Here is a 19750-nt window from a genome sequence, read left to right as displayed (position 1 = left end):
TGATGCAAATCGCTCTTGGGAGAAGCGACCTCCATCATTTGGTAATTCGTCCCACTCGAGCAGAGTTGTCTTTTGAGCAGAGTTGTCTTTACCGACAGATGGACGATCCTTTCACTTTGGATTCTGTGAGAAAATCAATACTGCGTAAGCACCGAATGACAAGGTCGCAGAGGCTGGGTAACCGTCGCGTTCGTTTGGTGCCGCAGTGATATCTTGAACAGGATGATCGGAAAAGTCTTCGCTGTACCCGCTCCAGTCAGAGTTCAATCTGAGTCTCCATGTCCCAGGTCGAGGAAATCCGATCTGATAATCTTCCCACGTCCGATTAGAAAAATTCACCAGAATGACGACATCACTTGGAGGATCTTGTTCTTCCCAGCGATGAAACGCGAGGACTTTGTCACCATCGTTCACATGATGAACATTGATATGTTGACCAATGAGTCCCCGAGAGATTCCATCGCGATTGAGTCGTAGTGAAATCAGGTCGTGATAGAGTCGAGTGATACCACTGAATGTCTCTGCGTCTTCCCAGTCGAGTGGGTCGCCGTCGTCGAACCATCCGCCGGTGAGAAATTCCTGACCCTGCATGAGCATGGGAATCCCGGGGGCTGTCAATGTAAGTGCAGCTGCGATGATCGAGCGTTTTTGTGCAAAAAGACTTTCGGGATCTTCGGGAGAGATCTCCTCAGGAGTTCGTGCTTTCCCGTTGGCAACCTCATCATGTGATTCGCTGTAGACGACACGTTGAAAGGCATCCTGGTTGTAACGATGTGTCAAAGCATTGCTGATTTCCCAGAGATTCCGGTCAGCATCTTCAACTTGTTGGACAACGTTTCGCACCGGATGTACGAAATGGCGATCCCATTGTGAAGAGAAGCCCGCGCCGCTGTCGTTTGCGTCGCGCGTCAGGTATTCGTTTCCTTGCAGGTCCTCTGCGATGAGTAGCTTGCGGGGAAATTTTTCTGCGACATCTCTATTGATCCACTGCATAAGTCCCCAACCTTCCGCGAGATCGGCGTCGCCCATCACATCGACTTTTCGAATGTAGGCAGTCATATCGTATCGCAAGCCATCGACACGATATTCATCGAGCCACATCATTGCATTGTCGTAGAGATACTGCCGAACCTCTCCGCGACCATAGTCGGGCCGCGTATCACCCCATGGAGTTTTCGCTCTCCAGTCGTTGTAAAAATAGATTCCACCGCCACCATTCTCGTTCCAGCCATCAAATTGCCAGAGATCGAGATCACTCGGCCCAAGATGGTTGTAGACGACATCCATCACGACTGCCAAGCCGGTCGCATGGGCAGCTTTAACAAATTCCTTGAACGCTCGCGGGCCACCATATGCCTGTTCGATTGCGAAGATATGCGCAGGGTTGTATCCCCAGGACCAGTCTCCTGCGAATTCCGCAATGGGCATGACTTCAATGACATTCACGCCGAGGTGTTTCAGGTGCTGTAAGCGTTCAGTCGCTTGTTGGAAGTTTCCTGGCTGTGATTCGTCTTTACGATTGAATGTTCCGATGTGCATCTCGTAGATGACGATTTCATTGAAGGTAGGCATTTCAAAATCATCATCTCCCCAATCGAATTGGGGATCATGGACGATCGCATTTCCGACCGAGGTTGTCACTTCACGAGCATAAGGATCAATGCGGGAAAATTCTTGCTCACCATTTTTGATATGAAATTTATATTCGTCGCCGGTCTTGGCTGCTTCAACTTCACAAAACCAATAACCGTTTTCTTCAGGGTGCAACGCGTTCGCGCCCACTCTCCAGTCGTTGAATCCGCCGATGACAGAGACTTGATCAGCATTGGGTGCCCAGACGCGAAATGCGACACCGTGATCGGTCGCGATCGCGCCAAGTCCGTGGACCGATTTCGCAGCGATGGTTTCTGTCATGATCTTTCTTCGATTCAAATTTCAGGGAGTCGAGTGAACTCGTGAAGCCCCAAATTTCATAAGCATCTCAAGGAGTTTACGCTGTATGAAATTTGAGGCTTACGAACTGGTCCGGCAGACTCAGAAGGTGATTATTTGCTGTACTTGTACTGATATGCATGGCGAATATATGGACGGTCATCGTCGTAATTCCCGTCGTAGTCAGCTCGCAATTGTGCATCCAGGTCATCGTTCCAGGTTGCATATTTCGAGTGATAACGTCGTTGGGCAGCGTAACCAAACCTGAAAGCTTGCTCACGGTTTTCAAATGCATCATCCGAACCAGCAGCTTGTTTCAGAGTGTCGTCGACATCCTGATCCATATCGCGAGCAGTGTCCGAGCCGAAATCTGCTTTTGTTTGCTCCCAATCGTTTGCGAACGCTTTCTTCACACGTTCCCAAGTGCTGAGGTCTTCGTCGGTGTAATATTCTGTTTTACTTGTCATTGCATCGATCCAATTAAAGGAAGAGATTTCAACGTTTCCACCAGGAGCAGTGAATTTTGAGTTCATCTTCAAAGTGTCAAATTTCTGTGATGATCACTTTTCTGATTTCTTAAACTGCTCCCCGTGAACTAGAGCATCTTTCGAAATGGTTTGCAGGTTCTGCCTCGTGGCAAACAGCATTTTTACTGGAGAAATGCGTTCTTCACGGGCAAACGGTAGAGCAAACTGCTCTAGAAAGTGGAGGCAAATCCAGGATTTGCTCGACGTTCCAAAAGACAAAGCAGATGATGTGCCGAATCGAAGATTTCTCTCTCTCGATGACTATAGAAAACTCAGCAACGACTCTATGAATCACCTGCTTCTACTCTACTTTCAGGGCGATCCCGTACAGCTTGAATTGAGTCTCTGATCTACCTTCTGAGTGTGCAGATCGATGGAGAATTCCAAACAATGGTTGCTGAACCGATCCTCAATAAGTCAGAAAATGACCACACCTGAAACATTCAGAAAGTACAACAACGGCGACGCGGATGTGGGCCAGGCAGGCAGGGTAGAGTGTTGGAATTATTTCTTCTGAAGAATCATTGAGTACGAGAAACAGTGTCTGTCCTGGTTCGCCGCCGCTCATGATGGCTGGATAACGACCGCTGGCTGCGATGACACCGACTCTATCTTTCTACCGGAATCCTCTTCATGCGTTAGCCCCAAGGGGCGTCAGAGTTTACAAGAGCAAACTCGATATTGGTTCTTACGTTCTGCCTCGTGGCAAGCAGCCTATGAAATTATGAAAGTGATCTTCACGGGCACGGCCGACATTGGAAATGGTCTAGCTTTTTGGGGTGAAACGTTTTCTTCATTGGCGCTGGCGAATTCCTGGGATATCTCACGTAATCTGAGGGGTGATTTCTCGCAGCACCTAAACTGGCCCATGAATTGACTGAAGTAAGCTTTACGAGCAGAATGAGACTTCCCTTGAACAGGTCTCCGAACAGGCCCCCCGCTCGCGGCTGGTGAATGGAATCGGTCTCGTTTCCGTGATCAAGGGACTCCATATCATTTCACAACTTGAAAGAGTCAACGTGATTTCATCTTTTCACAGCACCGCGCTCGCTTGCATCGTTGCAACAATTCCACAACTGATTTGCTTAGCCGTTTTTGCAGCAGCAGAAGAAATTCAGCGACCGAACGTTCTGTTGATAATGACCGATGACCAGGGGTTTGGTGATCTCAGCTCGCATGGGAACCCGTTCATCAACACACCTGTTCAAGATGCGCTGGCGGATTCCGGGGCCAGGTTCGATCGATTCTTCGTGAGCCCCGTTTGCGCTCCGACGCGAGCAAGCCTTCTGACGGGAAGATACCACTTGCGAACCGGTGTCAGTGGAGTGACTCGTGGATACGAAAACATTCGTAGTGAAGAAATCACAATCGCTGAGGTGCTGAAAGAAGCGGGGTATGCGACAGCGTGTTTTGGAAAATGGCACAACGGACGACACATGCCGATGCACCCCAATGGTCAAGGGTTTGAAACATTCTTGGGCTTTTGTGGTGGGCACTGGAATACGTACTTCAATCCTCCACTTGAAGAGAACGGGCTGCCAATCCATGAGGATGGTTACATCGCGGACATCTTTACTGACAAAGCCATCGAGTTCATGCAGACCAGAAAAGACCAGCCGTGGTTTTGCTATGTCGCCTACAATACTCCCCATTCACCTTGGCGCGTTCCGCAAAAGTATTGGGAAAAGTACAACGGAATGGGGCTCGATACTAAAGCACAATGTGCTTATGCGATGGTGGAAAACTTCGATGACAATCTGGGGAGAATTCTTAAACACCTCAAGCAAAGTGGAGCTGAAAACAAAACCATCGTCATCTTTCTGACCGACAACGGTGCCAACTCTCCACGATTCAATGCCGGGATGAAAGGGTACAAAGGGTCGGTCGATGAAGGTGGAACGCGGGTTCCGTTTTTCATTCGTTATCCCGGAGTCATCGAGCCGGGAACAGTGGTCAAGCCAATTGCGTTTCACCTTGATGTCCTGCCAACTCTCGCGGAGTTGTGTCACGTTAAACTGAAACCGGATCACAAAAGCAAACTTGATGGGGTCTCTCTAGTCCCGCTTCTGAAAAAACTCCCTGAAGCAGAAACCTGGCCACAGCGAACTCTCTTTACCGATGGCTATCGCGCTGATCGCGACGTGAAACATCTGCGCGGTGCGGTCCGAAATGATCAATGGCGTGCTGTGCTGATGAATGGAAAGTGGAGTTTGTACGAGATGCAGACAGATTCGGGACAGACAAAGAACGTCGCTGCAAAGTTTCCAGATCGATTGCAGGAAATGTCTCAGGCATTCGAAGACTGGTTCGCATCGATGGATACGGAATCTCTGAAGGAGCGTCAAATTCCAATCGGTCACATGTCACGAGAGTTATTTGAAATCCCAGCCAACGAAGCAGATTTGATTCCTGGATACGGCGATCTCATTAAGTACACCGGAGACACTGCCAGTGGCTTCGCCAATTCCTGGATCACGGAGTGGTCGAGCGAAGAGGCCTACCCAACATGGCCTGTCGATGTTCTCGAGGCGGGAGACTACCAGGTTTCGATTCGCTATGCCTGTGCCCGGGAAAACGTTGGGTGTCAGCTCGAAGTCTCGATTGGCAAGGCGAGTCAGCTTGTCAATGTTCCGGTCGCTCACGACCCACCGTTGCGCTCGAAGCCGGACTATCTTTATTCGAATAACTATCAGGATAAAGAGAGCTGGGCGAACCTCAATGTCGGAGTGTTCAAGCTACAGAAAGGAGAGGCAGACCTTGTGGTCCGTCTGAAGTCACTCACTGGAACAGCGGGCATCGAGCTCAAATCAGTGATCTTGAAGCGAGTCGGTCATTGAAGCTCGCTCCATCAGGGCAAACGCCGCTGCTGTTCGCTCTCGTCTGTGCTGGTGAAGAACTCGCTTCACCAGCGAAATTACTGTTCGTCACGAGGCAGGCTGCGAGCACTCGTTCGAAAAATTCAATAAGATCGCGAATGTGTTTTAAGTTCGGTTAGAATCTTTTTTTGTTCGCAGTACCGAAGCTCTTTGGCTCTTCGAATTTCGCAGACGCAACGAAATCGCAGTCCCGGCAATCAAAGCGATCATGAGAATGATTGCCCAGTTGTGGAAAGGTTCGACGAGGTAGTGAGTCAATGATTCACCACTTTCATCTGCTCCATGTCCAGGATGTGCAAACGCTGAGGATTCAAAAAAGAATGCGACCGCTGAAATTGCGATCATGACTCGCTGAAAAAACATCGTGGTGCTCCGTAACGAATCGAATTTTACGATTCTGTAGTCCCTGCAAAATTACGACTGGCGACAAGGTTGGCAAAGTTTTTTAAGAGTTGCAATCCGATTCGCTGACTTTTCTCAGGATGAAACTGAGTTGCATACACATTGCCGGAAGCAATTGCAGAGACGAACTCTTGGCTTCCATGCGTTGTCGTTGCGGCAATCACGCTTGAGTCTTTCGGTTGAACGAAATATCCATGCACGAAATAAACGTAGTCTCCGCTGGCAAGCCCCGAAAAGAGTGGCGTTTGCTGCTGGATTTCGAGCGAGTTCCAACCCATGTGTGGAATTTTAATTGTTGGTTCGGGCTGAAATCGGACCACGTCTCCCTCAAGAATCCCCAGGCCCTCGTAGGTCCCATCTTCGTAGCTGGTTTCGAAGAGAAGTTGCTGTCCGAGGCAGATCCCTAATAAAGGTTTTTCAGATGCAACTGTTTCTCGGATCGCTTTGACGAAGTCGTGTCGCTGAAGTTCTCCAATGGCATCGCGAAACGCACCGACACCTGGAAGGATGACACCATCAACATCTTTGAGTTCGTTTGGAGAACTGAGAATTTCGGATTGTACATCCAGCCGCTCGAGAGCTTTTTGAACACTTCGAAGATTTCCCATTCCGTAGTCAATGATGCCGATCATGTGATTCCCAAACCAAAGTTGAAGAGCAGCCTGATGCAACAGCGGGCGTTGATGTTAAAGACGTTGCGAGTCGTGATTCTGTTGCGCCTTCAATAATTCCGTGTCAGTAATGCAATCAGGTTAAATAGATAAAAGCCGGACACCCAAAAGATAGAGGGGGACCGGCTTTTCTGGAAAAATTATTCCGAGAGGAAATTACTCTACTTCGATTTCCAGTTCGTCTAGATCATCAATATCGTCACTCTCACCGAGACCAAGAATTCCGGTGTTCACAGGACCGTGATCGTAGCAATCACTATCGTGCCAGAGTGGAACGCCAGCTGAGTATCGAGCTGCCAGCATTTTGACTTTATCATCTGAGCCAGGTTTGGCTCCGGTTGGTGTCAGTGGGTCGTAGCCTGTGAGGTCGAATTCGACACCATCTTCAAAGGTTAATACTTCTTCCGCGACCAGTTCTGTTCCGATGGCAATATCGCTATCCGGATCCACTTCAAAGGAAAACTCCATATACTGTTCTCCCCTCTCTTTTCTGAATTTTGAGCCTGCCTAAGTTGGGAGAGAACGCCAGCGTCTCAGTCCGCAACTTTTCCGCAGAATTTCTATACAGTTAGTCTGTTTTCATGACATTACAAACAGACACCACGCTTTAAGCACACCTTTTACCCAATATCCATAAACCACTACCCATGTTTGACACTACCGCGTCTGAACTGCCCCGACCTTCAGCGACCCACTCTTGAGCGGGATGCACGTCTGGAACTTCGAATCATTCGATTAGCAAATTGACGGCGTCGGAACTTAGCAGGGGGATCAAAGTGAACTTGTACATCGAGATCGATTCTCTCGTATTAGGTCGGAATGTCAACAATTTTTTTTTGTTTGCAGACAGATTTTATGATTTCTTCAAAATCTCGATCTCTAACAACGAAGTGAGTCTTCTTCGATGAACAACGAGTCCAATTGGGTGATCGTTTTTTCGCTTTGTAAGAGCTCTCTTTCGAAAACACTTACAACACAATTATGGCGATCAGTGAGCTTATTACTTCGTTCGCAACTCTGAGTAAATCCAGCGATTCTCTCAGCTATTACGAAAAACATCTCTTCTTTCAGAGCATTCCCAGATTTCGGAATGCCTGGGAGGCTGAACGCATCATCGTCGCTTAATCTGTTGCCGCGCTCGATCCGCTAATGGGCTGAGAGGCTTGATGATTCCATACAGACATTCCATGATTCAATATCAACCGTGGTTAATTCATATCCTGTATCGGGAAAATGTTGATGTTTCGCTCTGGTCTGATGTTTTGCCTGCTGGCATACCTTGCCAACAATTCAGCTCTCTTCGCCCAATCGATCAACGAACCGATCAACTCAGTGGGTATGCTTCCAAAATCAGCTGACGGTCGCGAGCTGAATCTGAACTTTGAAACTGGTGACCTGACAGATTGGACCGCGACCGGCGATGCCTGGAAAGATCAGCCGCACAAAGGGAACATCGATCCCAAACGCCCCTATGGTGCCAATCGAAAAAGCCAACACACTGGTGAGTATTGGCTCGGCGGCTACGAGTTCCATCGCGACACGCCCAAAGGTGTTCTCACATCTTCTCCCTTCAAAGTGACTGCAAACTGGTGCAGCTTTCTACTCGGCGGTGGGAACCACGAATCAACACGTGTTGAACTTGTTCTCAACGACAACAAACAGGTCTTCTTTAAGGTCTCCGGGAAAAATGCAGAAGAAATGTCGCCAGTTGTGGTGAATCTGGCTGCTTATGCTGGCAAGGAAATTTTCATCCGCATCGTCGATCAGCACTCCGGTGGCTGGGGGCACGTCAACTTTGATGACTTCAGGCTGCACGAGAAGCGACCCCGCTTCAAACTGCCGGTCATCACGCCGGTTCCACAAATTCAGCTGGGAGAACTCTACCCATTTGAAAATCTTTCCGGGCAAGAAGCCGCTGAGAAGATGATTGTTCCCGATGGCTTCAAGGTCCAACTTGCTGCGGAGGAGCCGGACGTCATGCAGCCCATTGCAATGGCGATTGATGATCGCGGACGACTCTGGGTTGCGGAAGCGTATGAATATCCGATCCGGGCTAAAGAAGGCAAAGGTCGCGACCGGATCATCATTCTTGAAGACACAACGCTCGACGGAGTCTTCGATTCGCGAAAAGTCTTCATCGAAGGCTTGAACCTCGTCAGCGGGATCGAACTCGGCTTCGGCGGTGTTTTTGTGGGGGCCGCACCGTATTTGATGTTCATCCCGGATCGTGATGGGGATGATGTTCCCGATGGAAATGAACGGGAACAATATCGCGCAGACAACCAAAAGACAGCAGATGCCATCGCAAAGCGAATTTCACAGTATAAACTCAAGACCAAGGATGTGATTATTCATGTAGAAAACGGTGTCATCAAGATCACAGGTGAGTTCTATAAACGGGATGTCATTTTAGAGTTGATTCCAGAACTGTTTTCAGTGCCAAATGTTCATCAATTGCAAATTGATGTGACCATTGGAGAATCTCAAAAGTCTCTTAAGCGAACTTTAGGAATCGACTTCCCCGGCGATATTCCACCGGGTGCAACAGTACTTCTTGACGGATTCGGTTATCAAGATACTCACGAAACGCTCAACGCTTTCATTTGGGGGCCGGATGGGTGGTTGTATGGGTGTCATGGGGTCTTTACACATTCCAAAGTCGGCAAACCGGGGACACCGGACGACCAGCGAATCGGTCTCAATGCCGGTGTCTGGCGATATCACCCGACGAGGCACATCTTCGAAGTTTACGCTGAAGGAACCAGTAATCCCTGGGGGCTCGACTTCAATGAGTCTGGAGACGCATTTATCACGGCCTGTGTGATTCCGCACCTGTTTCACATTATCCCCGGTGCAAGATATCAGCGGCAAGGGGGACAACATTTCAACCCTCATACCTATGACGATATCAAAACCATCGCTAAGCATCGGCACTTTGTTGGCAACCAATGGAACAACAACGATCGCGCCCGATCCGATGACCTCGGCGGCGGACATGCTCACGCTGGGGCGATGATTTACCTCGGTGGTCGCGAAGGCAAAGAAGCTCCTGAATGGGAAATCTTGCGGAAGTACGCCGACAAACCGGGCTGGAGCATTCCGAAAAATACAAAGCAGCAGGGGTGGCCGGAGGAGTACCACGGCAAACTCTTCATGAACAACATCCACGGCAACCGGATCAACGTCGATGAGCTGATTCCTGAAGGCTCTGGATACGTGGGCGTTCGCAATCCCGACTTCCTGCTGACCCGCGACAAATGGTCGCAAATGATCTACATGACCTACGGACCCGATGGGCAAATGTACTGCATCGACTGGTACGACCAGAACCAGTGCCACCGCCGCGAAGAAGGAGCCCACGACCGCAGCAACGGCAGAGTCTTCCGCGTGAGCTATGGGAACTCGCAACCGGTGAAGGTGAATTTGCAAGAGGTGAGTACAGAAGATCTTGTCAGTCTGGCACTCGACAGCGAAAACGAATGGTACGTTCGACATGCAAATCGAATTCTCCAGGAACGTGCATCGAATGAGACTCTGGACTTTAAGAACATCTCAATAGACAGCTTGGTCCCCGATTCCGAGAGCGCGTTTCGTACCTTCCGGATTTCAAATTCACTTCTTGGAGATGAATTCGATGAGGATTTCTCTGAAAACCCTCGGTCTGAGGCTCGCCAAACCTACGAGTCGATAGGCGAAAAAGGAGTTGGCTCGATACTGCGACTGCTCTTCTCTGAACACTTCACGAGTCCGCGCGGAATCCAGTCGCTCTATGCATTGGCTGTTGATCAGCAGTCATCACAACCGATTCGATTGCAAATTGCGTCTTTGTTGCAGAGAACCGATGTCGATCGTCGATGGCAAATTCTCGAGGCTTTGACGTCATACCCCCAAGACGCAACCGACCACAACCTGCCGCTCATGTACTGGTACGCGATGGAGCCGTTGGCAGATGTCGACCCACAGCGAGCATTGGCACTTGCGATGACTGCCGGCGAAAATATTCCGATTCTGCGTGAGTACATGGTCCGTCGACTCGGCAGCGGGAAACCGGAAGAGGCGATCAAACTGCTTGTAGATGGACTTGCAGAAGCCAAAACCGACGACGTTCGCCTGACGTTCCTGAAAGGGATTCGCAGCTCCCTCGCAGGGCAAAAGACGGTCAAAGCTCCCGCGAAGTGGGCGGAAATCTTCGAGAAACTTTCGGAACCGAAGACGACAGCTGCGAATTTTGATGTCTATCTTTACACGCTCGGACTCGGTGCGAAATTCGGGAATCAAGAGGCTCAGCAAAAGCTGGAAGAGATCGTCGTTGATGAAGCGGGAGCGTATGAAGAACGCAAAGTCATCTTTAGTTTCCTCGTTGAGAACGAGTCTGAAAATCTGGCAGAAATTATTTCTCAGCTTCTCACCGGAACAACTCTGAGAGCCGAGGCACTCCGCGCCGCAGCTACGATCAACGATTCTGCCATCGCAAAATCAATCGTTGCGAATTACAAGACACTTAACGCAGGCGAACAGACCGATGCCCGCAACGCGCTCGCCAGCCGGGCGAACTATGCAATCGAGCTGCTCACCGCAGCCGAATCGGGAGCGGTCCCTCGGAAAGACCTTTCAGCCGATTTGATCCGCCAACTTAGAAATCTCGATGACCCTAAAGTTACTGAGTTGCTCAACAAAGTTTGGGGAGTTGTCCGTGAGAGCGATGTCGACCGCAAGAAGCTGATTGAGAAATATCTTGGCTTGATCAATTCTGACTCACACGCCAAACCCGATATTCACTTGGGGCGGGCCATCTTTGCGAAGACCTGTCAGCAGTGCCACACTCTCTACGGAGTCGGCAGCAAAGTGGGGCCGGATATCACCGGAGCGAACCGCAAGGATCACAACTATCTGCTGACGAACATTCTCGATCCATCTGCAGTCATGGCAAAAGAGTATCAGCCTGCGGTCATCGTTACGGACTCGGGCCGCGTCATCACAGGGATCATCAAGGAAGAAACCAGTTCGCTGGTCACCATTCAAACGACCAACGAACTCGTGCAGGTTCCGGTCAACGAAATTGAAGCTCGCAAACAGAGTGAGCAATCAATGATGCCGGACGACCTGCTGAAACCGTTCAGCGATCATGAGGCTCGGTCGCTGATCGCCTATCTCTCCGGGACACGCCAGGTGCCGATGGCAGCTCGCGATGAAAATTTGAATCGATTTTACAATGCCAAAAATCTGGATGGCTGGCGAGCAACTCGGGAAGAAGACCAAAAACTTTGGACTGTCGAGAACGGCGAGATCGTTGGTCGCTCCAAAGGACTCAAGCACAACGCCTTTCTCGTCAGCGAAATGCTCCTGGAGAACTTTGAGTTTTCCTGCGAAGTGAAACTTGAACCCAACAACGGAAACAGTGGGATTCAATTCCGCTCTGTCCCGCTTCCCGATGGAGAGATGCGCGGGTACCAGGCAGATATCGGTCAGGGTTGGTGGGGCAAGCTCTACGAAGAATCTGCCAGAGGGTTACTTGTTAAGAACGACAACTCGAAGCTCGTGAAGGAAGGTGACTGGAACTCCTACCGGATTCGGGCGGTTGGACACCGAGTGCAAATTTTCTTCAACGGCAAACAGGTTGTGGACCTTGTTGACGATGCGGGGCAACTCTCCGGACAAATTGCGGTCCAACTGCATTCCGGCGACCCGATGGAAGTTCGCTTCCGTAATTTAGAGATCAAACTCCTTGATCCACTCCCACCATTTCCCGCCGCTGGTTCACCTGCGAGTGGTTGGCCGAGTTCGGTACCAGTGGAGGAAGGTCAAAAAATCAGTTGGAAGAAAATTCAACTCGATGACGTTTTCCGCAGCGAAGGCTGCGCGATTGCAGATTTCAATAAAGATGGACACATGGATGTCGCAGCCGGGTCGGTTTGGTTCCCGCTACAATCTCCATTCAAAAATCGTAGCAGCCAAGTCGGTGGCAGCGCCGATTCTGAAGAGCAAAAACTCTCTTTGAAAACTGGAAGTGGCCAGTTTGTGCATCCGCAACCGTATTCGATTACTGTCCCTAAGCAGGAATTTGACCCCAAGGGCTACAGTAACACGTTCTGCAACTTTGCGATGGATGTGAACGGCGACGGCTGGCTGGACCTTGTTGTTGTCGATTTTCCGGGAAAGCCGACGTGGTGGTTTGAAAATCCGGGGCAAACCAAAGAGGAGACAGCCTGGAAGCGACATCAGTTGACGCCAGTGACCAACAATGAGAGTCCGCAGCTCTTAGATATCAATGGAGACGGAGTGCGTGAGTTGCTGTGTGGTTTCGATCAAAAGATTATGGGCTTTGCGACTCCGAAGGACTTGCCGACAGCCGAGTGGAAGATCAACGCCATCTCTGGTCCCGGTGCTCCCGGAACCGATCGCTTCTCACACGGAGTCGGAGCTGGTGATATCAACGGTGACGGACTCAATGACATCTTAACCACGACCGGCTGGTGGGAAGCTCCTGAAGATGACTCAGAGGATCAGCCTTGGGAATGGCATCCCGCTCCATTCGGGGAAGCGTGTGCTCAAATGTATGTCTACGACTTCGATGGGGACGGAGACAATGATGTTTTGACTTCGTCCGCTCACCGTTACGGAATTTGGTGGCATGAGCAAAAGGGACAAGGGAGTACGAATGAGGGGCAGCAGAAAGGTGTTGAGTGGGAAACTCATCTCATCTCGAAAGATTTTTCGCAGACACATGCATTGATGCTGGCGGATATCAATGGGGATGGTTTGCCTGATTTCGTGACGGGGAAACGGCACTGGACTCATGGTGGGAAAGACCCGGGCGGAAACGAACCCGCTGTTGTCTTCTGGTATGAACTCAAGCGAGAGAATGGCAAACCGGTTTGGACGAGACACCAGATCGACGATAATTCCGGAATCGGAACTCAGTTCGACGTTGCCGACATCAACGGCGATGGCCTGCTCGACATCGCAACTTCCAACAAAAAAGGAACATTCGTGTTCATCCAGCAACGCGAGTAAAGGCTCGGGATGACCTGCAAAGAGCAGGAGTAGTTCTCTCTTTGAAAAATGTGCGCGTTGCTGTCTCGTGGATGTTTGCGATTTCCCGTATGAAAAGCAGCTTCCATCAGGACCTGAAACACAAAGCTGCTTCAGAGAGAGACGCTGTGATGGGAGGGGATGTCATTCAACCTGCTGGCGATTTTGAAGTTGTCGAGGTTCCCCACGATTTGTGAGGAACTTCGACAGGTTGCATGCTCAGGCGTCTTCAGGTCGCTGCTGTGTGTAGATGAACTGCAGGACATCTTCGACTGATTTGAATTTGCTTTTCTTGGAAGATGAAGCCTTTTCGATTTTTTCTCGGGCATCACTTTGTGAATGTCCAAGTGCCAGAAGAGCTTCGAAAGTTTCGTTGAGCAAATCTCGGTCGCCCCTGGTTTCTCCTGGACCTTCCTGATCGACAAGGAGTGCGAATTTGGCCATCTTGCGGCGCAGTTTCGCGATGATTCTCTCAGCGACTGCAGGTCCTATGCCGGGAAGTGTGCTCAGCTGTTTGGAATCCTGTTCTTCGATTGCGATGGCGACTTCCTGAACCGGTCGGACCATTGCCTGAAGTGCCTTCTTTACACCGACGCCATCAACCTGACAGATCAGTTCGAAGAATTCCCGTTCTGCCTGATGGAGAAAACCGACCAGTCTGGGAGTGAGTCGACCTTTTTGCGGGTTGCCGTCGATGTAATGAATTGTCATCAGCGAGACAACTTCATCCATCTTGCTTTGTAATTGTCTGCGGACAAATTCTGGTATCAGAACTTCGTATTCGAAAGCTCCGACTTCGATCGTGGCTCCCTGATCGCGTAGGTCACATAATTTCCCTGAGATTTTCCGAATCATGGAGGCGTTATCTTCCTTGAATAAATAGAAAAGCGATTCACCCCGCACAGTAAGTACGAGGTGAAAGAGATTTTTGAAACGTCAAGAACGACCGAGGAAATTGAAGCTCTACTGTTTCTGCTTCAATGACTGCAGGTATTCAACGGTATCGACGAGTTCCTGAACTGTGAGCAGTTTTTGAAGGTCGGCGGGCATGAGCGAGATGTCTTGCTTCTTCTTCGCTTCTACTGCTGATGCCTTGATTGTCCGGACGATTCCTTTTTCATCTTTGATTTTGATTTCCTCGTCAGTCTCACTCAACAGCAGTCCACTGAAGCTCAGTCCATCGTCGGTGATGACTAACCAGTTTTCGTAGTTGTGGCTGATCCCGGCTGAGGGGTACAGGATCGATTCAAACATGGCTGGCCGGCTCAGCTTCTTTCCGATCTCTGAAAGGTCCGGGCCAACTTCCTGACCGATTCCATTCACCTTGTGACACTTGTTACATGTTCCGGTGGTGTTGAAAATCACTCGTCCGTTTGGCAAGTTTCCCTTCATTTCAATGAGCTGCGAAATTGCAGGAATCGGTTTGTTTTCTTTCCCTGGAGGAGGGGGGAAGAGTTTCGAGGCAGGCTCGTTAATGATTTTCCACTGTGCACCATTGAGAGTGACGGCGATGGCATCCTTGATTTGAGGTGAGTACTCATTTTTCTGAGCCATTTCCAGAAGAGCCTTGGCTCCTGGGAGTGAAGCTCCGAGTGCTTTCACCGCTCCGCGGCGTGCCCAAATCGGTCGTGAGCCATCTTTGACAACTTCTAACAATGGGCCATTGCTGTGTCCACTGGCAGCTGTCGAAAGAGCTGCAAGTGTGTTCTCGACCACTTCACGATTATCGCTCGCGAGAGATTCTCTGACCAGTTTGTGCTGTTTCTTGTTGTACAGCGTTGTGACTGCTTCGACGGCGATTTGCGAATTCGGATTCGCCAGTGCCATTTTCAGCAGAGCCGGGTAACGGTCTGCAACGTTGAATTTATCGACGAGTTGAATGAATTGCGTCGTTCCTTCGTTGGCGTCCAGCGTAGTCTTCAAGGCTGCCATGTATTTTGGTTTTGATGCCAGATCAAATCCTTTCAGGCGGTTGAGTGCTTCAGCATGGATGAAAGCAACATCTTTCGCGTCGACTCCGGAAATTTCTTTGAATGCAAGGTCTAAAACGACATCTTGTTTCGCATCACTGTTTTGGAAGTCGAGTGATCTGAAGAGCCGTGGCAAATCGCCAGTTGGTGTGTTGGGATTGGTAATAAGATCAGCAAGAAGTTCAGGGGTCCGGCTTGCACGGGATCTCCAGACAATCTCGCGGCCCGCTGGCGAGGTCGGATCGCCTCCCTTGTCGAGCCACTTGGAAAGACATTCGTCCCATTGTCCATTTGCTGCAATACCCAAGGCTTCAAGATACCATCGGTCCTTGCCGTCATATTTCAACGCGAGTTTTGCCCACAGTTCCGCTTCGTCAGGCAACTCAGTGGCCCGCATTGAAATCAAGACTTCACGAGCCAAGGCAGGATTTAGATCATCAATAGTGACTTTCCCGGTATATCGATCGACCGGAATTTCGTTCAGAAGTTGACGTGCCAACCGGGCCGCTGTGATTTGTTGATCCAGATTTTCATTGTCATTCATCGCAGCCAGAATGAAAGCTAAACGCTCATCAGCGTTGATGTTCAGCTTTCCGATTGCCCATAAAGCACGCGCTCTCAGATAGGGTTTGTCTGACTCCAGCATCACCTTCAATGCTGGAATGGCCTCTTGTCCCATTCCCATCAGTGCAGTCCAGCCGAGGTAACGTCGAGACATGTTGGGGGAACTGAGTGCTTCTACGGCACCTTCAGGGGTTGAAAGGTCGAGCTTCGAAGAGGAATATTTGTTCGCGAGCCCTTTTCCTTTGGGGACCACCCGGAAAATTCGGCCACGTTTTGCATCCTGCATCCGGTGTCCACCAACTCCGGGGTCGTACCAGTCTGCGACGAGAATGGAACCATCCGGAGCGACACAGACATCCGAAGGTCGGAACCATTTATTGGAAGCTCCATCGAGGATGTCGACTGCTTCTGCAGTGTATCCGGCTCCATCTCGCTTGGTGATGTATGCTCGGCAAATGTTTGGTCCAGCGTCACAGTGAATCGGTTGACCGTGGAAAATTTCCGGCAGCAATTCTCCTTCGTACAGACAGATTCCTGTCGGTGCACCTTGTCCGGTTTGCAGCAGATTCGGCACAACACCCGGGTCGTTCAAGTGCCAGTGGCGAAGAGGAATTTCCTCTTCCCAGCCAGTACGTGGTTCCTTCCAGCCCGCTCCGGTAAATTCGTCTTTGTATCCGTAATTGCCATATTCCATGACATAGTTGATGCGGACTCCACGGTTGCCGTCGTCGTCGTTATCAGATTGCCACATTGTTCCGAATGAATCGACACAAACTTCCCAGTTGTTTCGGAAGTTCCAACCGAGCGTTTCGAACTCGCTGCCATCAAGATTACAGCGGAAGACCATACCTTCTTGATATGGTTTGCGAGTGTCGTTGACTTCATTCCCAGCCAGGTCGATGATTGGTTTGCCATCTTTGTCTTTGATCTGCTTTCCAGCGTTTCCGAAGTTGAAATAGAGCTTTCCGTCCGGGCCGAAATGAAATGCATGGATTCCGTGGTCATGTTGCGCGCCTGAAATTCCAGTAAAGAGAATTTCCTTGCGGTCCGATTTTAAATCTCCATCGTCATCAATCAGGAAGAAGACGGAGTCCAGCGCAGAGACAAGTGCACGCAGTCCTTTTCCGTTGGGCGTTGGGAGGATCAGAATTCCGTGAGCAGAGTCGACATCGTGGCCTTGATAGAAGACTGTCGATTTATCTGCTTTCGCGTCGCCGTTTGTATCTTCGAGAACCAGGATACGGTCCCCTTCAGGGCGATCTCCAATGATGTCTTTATTGCGAAAAGCACGATAGTTAATCGCCTCGCAAACCCAGACGCGTCCGAGGTGATCGATGTCGATCGATGCCGGGTTCGACATCATTGGCTCTGAGGCAAAGAGGGTTGCTTCCAGCTGATCGTGAACTTTTAATTGTTCGACAGCATCGCCAGATTCGTGATTTGCGGTAGCGAGAGAACTTTCGCCCCCGGAGGCCTGTGCCAGAAAACTCTTGCTCGGTCGTTCGGTGAAGACGTGGAACTGGACGCTCGAACTTGCTCCGCCTGCCTGGTCAGTTCCGCCGTTATCAAGACCGACGCGAGATTTGAATTTTGTGAACTGATGGCCTTCAGGCAGGTTGTATTCGATAATCGAATTCGCATGGACACCGATGCCGGTTGAGACCGCTTTTCCGTTGATCTTGAGAGCGCCACCCTCGGCATTTTTGCCAACTTGGACCTTTCCCCAATCGCTGACTGCTGACTCCCATTTGAGTGTTGTGAGGTCCATCACAACTTCATCATCGATAGCAACTTCAACGTTTTTGTCGCTCTCAGCACGAGCCTGTTTGGACTTGTTCGGATGAGTCAACCGAGGTTCAGCCCAGTCCGCCCAGTCGCAGCTGAAGCCGTTACCGCCATCAGTGACGACCAGGAAAAGTTTTTTGGCTCCGGTGATGTCCGCTTCGATTGACTCAGCATGCCCCGGAGTTTTCGAAGTCACAATCTTCGAAGAGGCGACAGGCTTGGTCCCTGTGCCTTTCAATTTTTCTGCGGGAGCCGGTTTGGCATTATTGCTGTTTGCGGACTTTTTTTTTGCTCCGGGTTGCGGAAAATCCTGGTTGGCTTCCAGTTCTTCTTGTGTTGGTGTTGGCGAGTTGACTCCCTCTTTTGGAACGTCTGCATTGGCCGTCCAGAGGATGGCGTTTAAGACAACCTTTCGGAAGCTGTCGTTCGCCCAGTTTTTATGGAAGTGCCCTCCAGTAAAGCCGAAGCCGCGCCCTTTCCCATCAGGGCGGTCATACGCCCAGGCAACATGTTGAGGCTCTTTACGTTCCATCACAGCTGCCCGGACATGTGGATTTCCGGAGTGATGTCCATCTGGGCGATTCAAACTTTCACGCGGTGGTAAGTCGCTGAGGATGGGAGTGACCCCTTTCATCTCCGGAACGAACCGCATGTGGTAATACCACTCATCTCTGATTTCAAATGGTTCGACACCATTGGTGATCGGGTGGTCCGGAAGATTGTCAAACTTCGCATCCCAGTGTGGATTGACAGACCAGTCGACTTCGAAGAACCCACCGATCCATTTCAGGAAACTGTTTCCGGGATCGCCAGTGACGGTCTCGACTGCATAGTGAAGGCAAACCAGTCCAACACCGCGATCATCAACCAGGCGTTGAAACTGCTCCAGGTTGTTGTTGAGATAATGCCGCCCGCCGCCATCACAGTACGAGACAACAGTATCGGCGTTATCGAAGGCTGTCGGATCTTTCGGCCAGCCATTGGTGTAAACTGCTGAAATGATTTTTTGACCAGATTCAGTCAGCTTTTTCGCGAGTAATTTACAACCGGCGTTGTGTTCGTGTGAGAAGTATCCGTGGCTGGGAGTTCCCGCGACGAAGACAACTTTCTTCCAACCATCTTTCAAGGGGAATCGCTTTAAGCGTATGTTCTTGAATTCGATTTTCATCGGCGGGCCGGTATGCAGTTGCAATGCCAGAATCCCGGAGCGATCCAGTCCATTTGGATCATTGTCAAGAACTTCAGCTGTGACATCGCCATTGATTTTCAATGTGATGTGATTGCCACGTGCGGTGATCGAGTATTCGTTCCAGCCATCGAGGTCAATTTTTTTGAAGAGTTCAGCCGGATCCGCAACTTGCTCTGGTTGCGGTTTTCCATCCTCGCCAATGACCGATTTGTTCCCTCGTTTTGCGAGAGGTCCTCGGCCTGTTGCTTCATCGTACAGTGAGCCGATCCAGGCTCCAGCGATGTCGATGTCGGCCTGATAGCCGATGACGTGACCATCTTCACGTTGAGATCCACGGAACTGAATGCCACTGTTGGCTTTGTCTGACCCGGAAATTCGAAACTGCAACCGGAGTTCGAAGTCATCGACTTCGCCCTGATCCCAAACAAGAAATGTGTTGTGGGCTAGCGGGGTTTCTGGTGTCGTTTCACCGACGATCGCTCCATCCTTGACGACCCATCGACCTTCTTCACCTTTCCAGCCAGCGAGAGATTCTCCATCAAAGATTGGACGGAATCCCTCTTCCTGAGCATGAGTGGTCCCCCATAGGAGACCGGTCATCACCAGCGACAAAAAAAGTGTCCGAATCATCGACAACCTCTTCATTTCAAGTTGCGTCTCAGCAACCTAAGAAAATTGATTGCCGAGGAAATATGTTCAAGTGTTGATTTCAGGTGGGCATTCTAGGAGACCCACTCGCTCTGCGCCTACTCGACAGTCCGAATTGTCAGACGTCTCTAAAGTTCGACGAATATTTCCCGGG

General features: G+C 50.2%; 10 protein-coding genes. 3 read left to right on the top strand and 7 right to left on the bottom strand.

Annotated elements, in window-relative coordinates; all coding sequences use genetic code 11:
• Positions 1–111 precede the first annotated feature (111 nt).
• Positions 112–1914 (bottom strand): alpha-amylase family glycosyl hydrolase, encoded by a 1803-nt coding sequence (locus ACN0YR_RS09535; protein WP_417848980.1) that lies wholly within the window; start codon positions 1912–1914, stop codon positions 112–114.
• Between the two features lie 131 nt (positions 1915–2045).
• A complete protein-coding gene (locus ACN0YR_RS09530; protein ID WP_417848979.1) occupies positions 2046–2399 on the bottom strand; it encodes a hypothetical protein in 354 nt (117 codons plus the stop codon).
• A gap of 1079 nt (positions 2400–3478) precedes the next feature.
• Between ACN0YR_RS09530 and ACN0YR_RS09525 the strand changes: the two genes are divergently transcribed.
• On the top strand, positions 3479–5296 hold the full coding sequence (locus ACN0YR_RS09525; protein ID WP_417848978.1) for a sulfatase-like hydrolase/transferase: 1818 nt from the start codon (positions 3479–3481) through the stop codon (positions 5294–5296).
• Between the two features lie 144 nt (positions 5297–5440).
• Here ACN0YR_RS09525 and ACN0YR_RS09520 read toward each other — a convergent pair whose 3' ends face one another.
• The 3 genes from ACN0YR_RS09520 to ACN0YR_RS09510 all read right to left on the bottom strand — a co-directional run bounded on the left by ACN0YR_RS09520 (position 5441) and on the right by ACN0YR_RS09510 (position 6876).
• Positions 5441–5698: a hypothetical protein gene (locus tag ACN0YR_RS09520; RefSeq protein ID WP_417848977.1), complete on the bottom strand. Its 258-nt coding sequence runs from the start codon at positions 5696–5698 to the stop codon at positions 5441–5443.
• Between the two features lie 26 nt (positions 5699–5724).
• Positions 5725–6369: an imidazole glycerol phosphate synthase subunit HisH gene (gene hisH / locus ACN0YR_RS09515; protein ID WP_417848976.1), complete on the bottom strand. Its 645-nt coding sequence runs from the start codon at positions 6367–6369 to the stop codon at positions 5725–5727.
• A gap of 195 nt (positions 6370–6564) precedes the next feature.
• Complete coding sequence (locus ACN0YR_RS09510; RefSeq protein ID WP_417848975.1) at positions 6565–6876, bottom strand: hypothetical protein; 312 nt, start codon at positions 6874–6876, stop codon at positions 6565–6567.
• Positions 6877–7647: 771 nt separating this feature from the next.
• Here ACN0YR_RS09510 and ACN0YR_RS09505 point away from each other — a divergent pair.
• Together ACN0YR_RS09505 and ACN0YR_RS09500 are read left to right on the top strand one after the other, a co-directional pair.
• Positions 7648–13422: a PVC-type heme-binding CxxCH protein gene (locus tag ACN0YR_RS09505; protein WP_417848974.1), complete on the top strand. Its 5775-nt coding sequence runs from the start codon at positions 7648–7650 to the stop codon at positions 13420–13422.
• Positions 13423–13511: 89 nt separating this feature from the next.
• On the top strand, positions 13512–13637 hold the full coding sequence (locus tag ACN0YR_RS09500; protein WP_417848973.1) for a hypothetical protein: 126 nt from the start codon (positions 13512–13514) through the stop codon (positions 13635–13637).
• Positions 13638–13659: 22 nt separating this feature from the next.
• Here ACN0YR_RS09500 and ruvA read toward each other — a convergent pair whose 3' ends face one another.
• Both ruvA and ACN0YR_RS09490 read right to left on the bottom strand, forming a co-directional pair.
• Positions 13660–14295, bottom strand: coding sequence for a Holliday junction branch migration protein RuvA (ruvA, locus tag ACN0YR_RS09495; RefSeq protein ID WP_417848972.1), 636 nt, complete (start codon positions 14293–14295; stop codon positions 13660–13662).
• Positions 14296–14403: 108 nt separating this feature from the next.
• Positions 14404–19578 (bottom strand): PVC-type heme-binding CxxCH protein, encoded by a 5175-nt coding sequence (locus ACN0YR_RS09490; protein ID WP_417848971.1) that lies wholly within the window; start codon positions 19576–19578, stop codon positions 14404–14406.
• Between the last annotated feature and the right edge of the window lie 172 nt (positions 19579–19750).

The organism is Thalassoglobus sp. (assembly GCF_048270125.1).
Lineage (GTDB): Bacteria > Planctomycetota > Planctomycetia > Planctomycetales > Planctomycetaceae > Thalassoglobus.
Note: the sequence above shows the minus strand (reverse complement) of the source record. Positions and strands in the feature narration are given on the sequence as shown.

Coding starts and splice junctions, on each gene's coding strand:
- ACN0YR_RS09520 (WP_417848977.1), bottom strand. CDS start 5,698: ATGTTTTTTCAGCGAGTCATGATCGCAATTTCAGCGGTCGCATTCTTT.
- ACN0YR_RS09500 (WP_417848973.1), top strand. CDS start 13,512: ATGAAAAGCAGCTTCCATCAGGACCTGAAACACAAAGCTGCTTCAGAG.
- ACN0YR_RS09535 (WP_417848980.1), bottom strand. CDS start 1,914: ATGACAGAAACCATCGCTGCGAAATCGGTCCACGGACTTGGCGCGATC.
- ACN0YR_RS09510 (WP_417848975.1), bottom strand. CDS start 6,876: ATGGAGTTTTCCTTTGAAGTGGATCCGGATAGCGATATTGCCATCGGA.
- ACN0YR_RS09505 (WP_417848974.1), top strand. CDS start 7,648: ATGTTTCGCTCTGGTCTGATGTTTTGCCTGCTGGCATACCTTGCCAAC.
- ruvA (WP_417848972.1), bottom strand. CDS start 14,295: ATGATTCGGAAAATCTCAGGGAAATTATGTGACCTACGCGATCAGGGA.
- hisH (WP_417848976.1), bottom strand. CDS start 6,369: ATGATCGGCATCATTGACTACGGAATGGGAAATCTTCGAAGTGTTCAA.
- ACN0YR_RS09530 (WP_417848979.1), bottom strand. CDS start 2,399: ATGACAAGTAAAACAGAATATTACACCGACGAAGACCTCAGCACTTGG.
- ACN0YR_RS09490 (WP_417848971.1), bottom strand. CDS start 19,578: ATGATTCGGACACTTTTTTTGTCGCTGGTGATGACCGGTCTCCTATGG.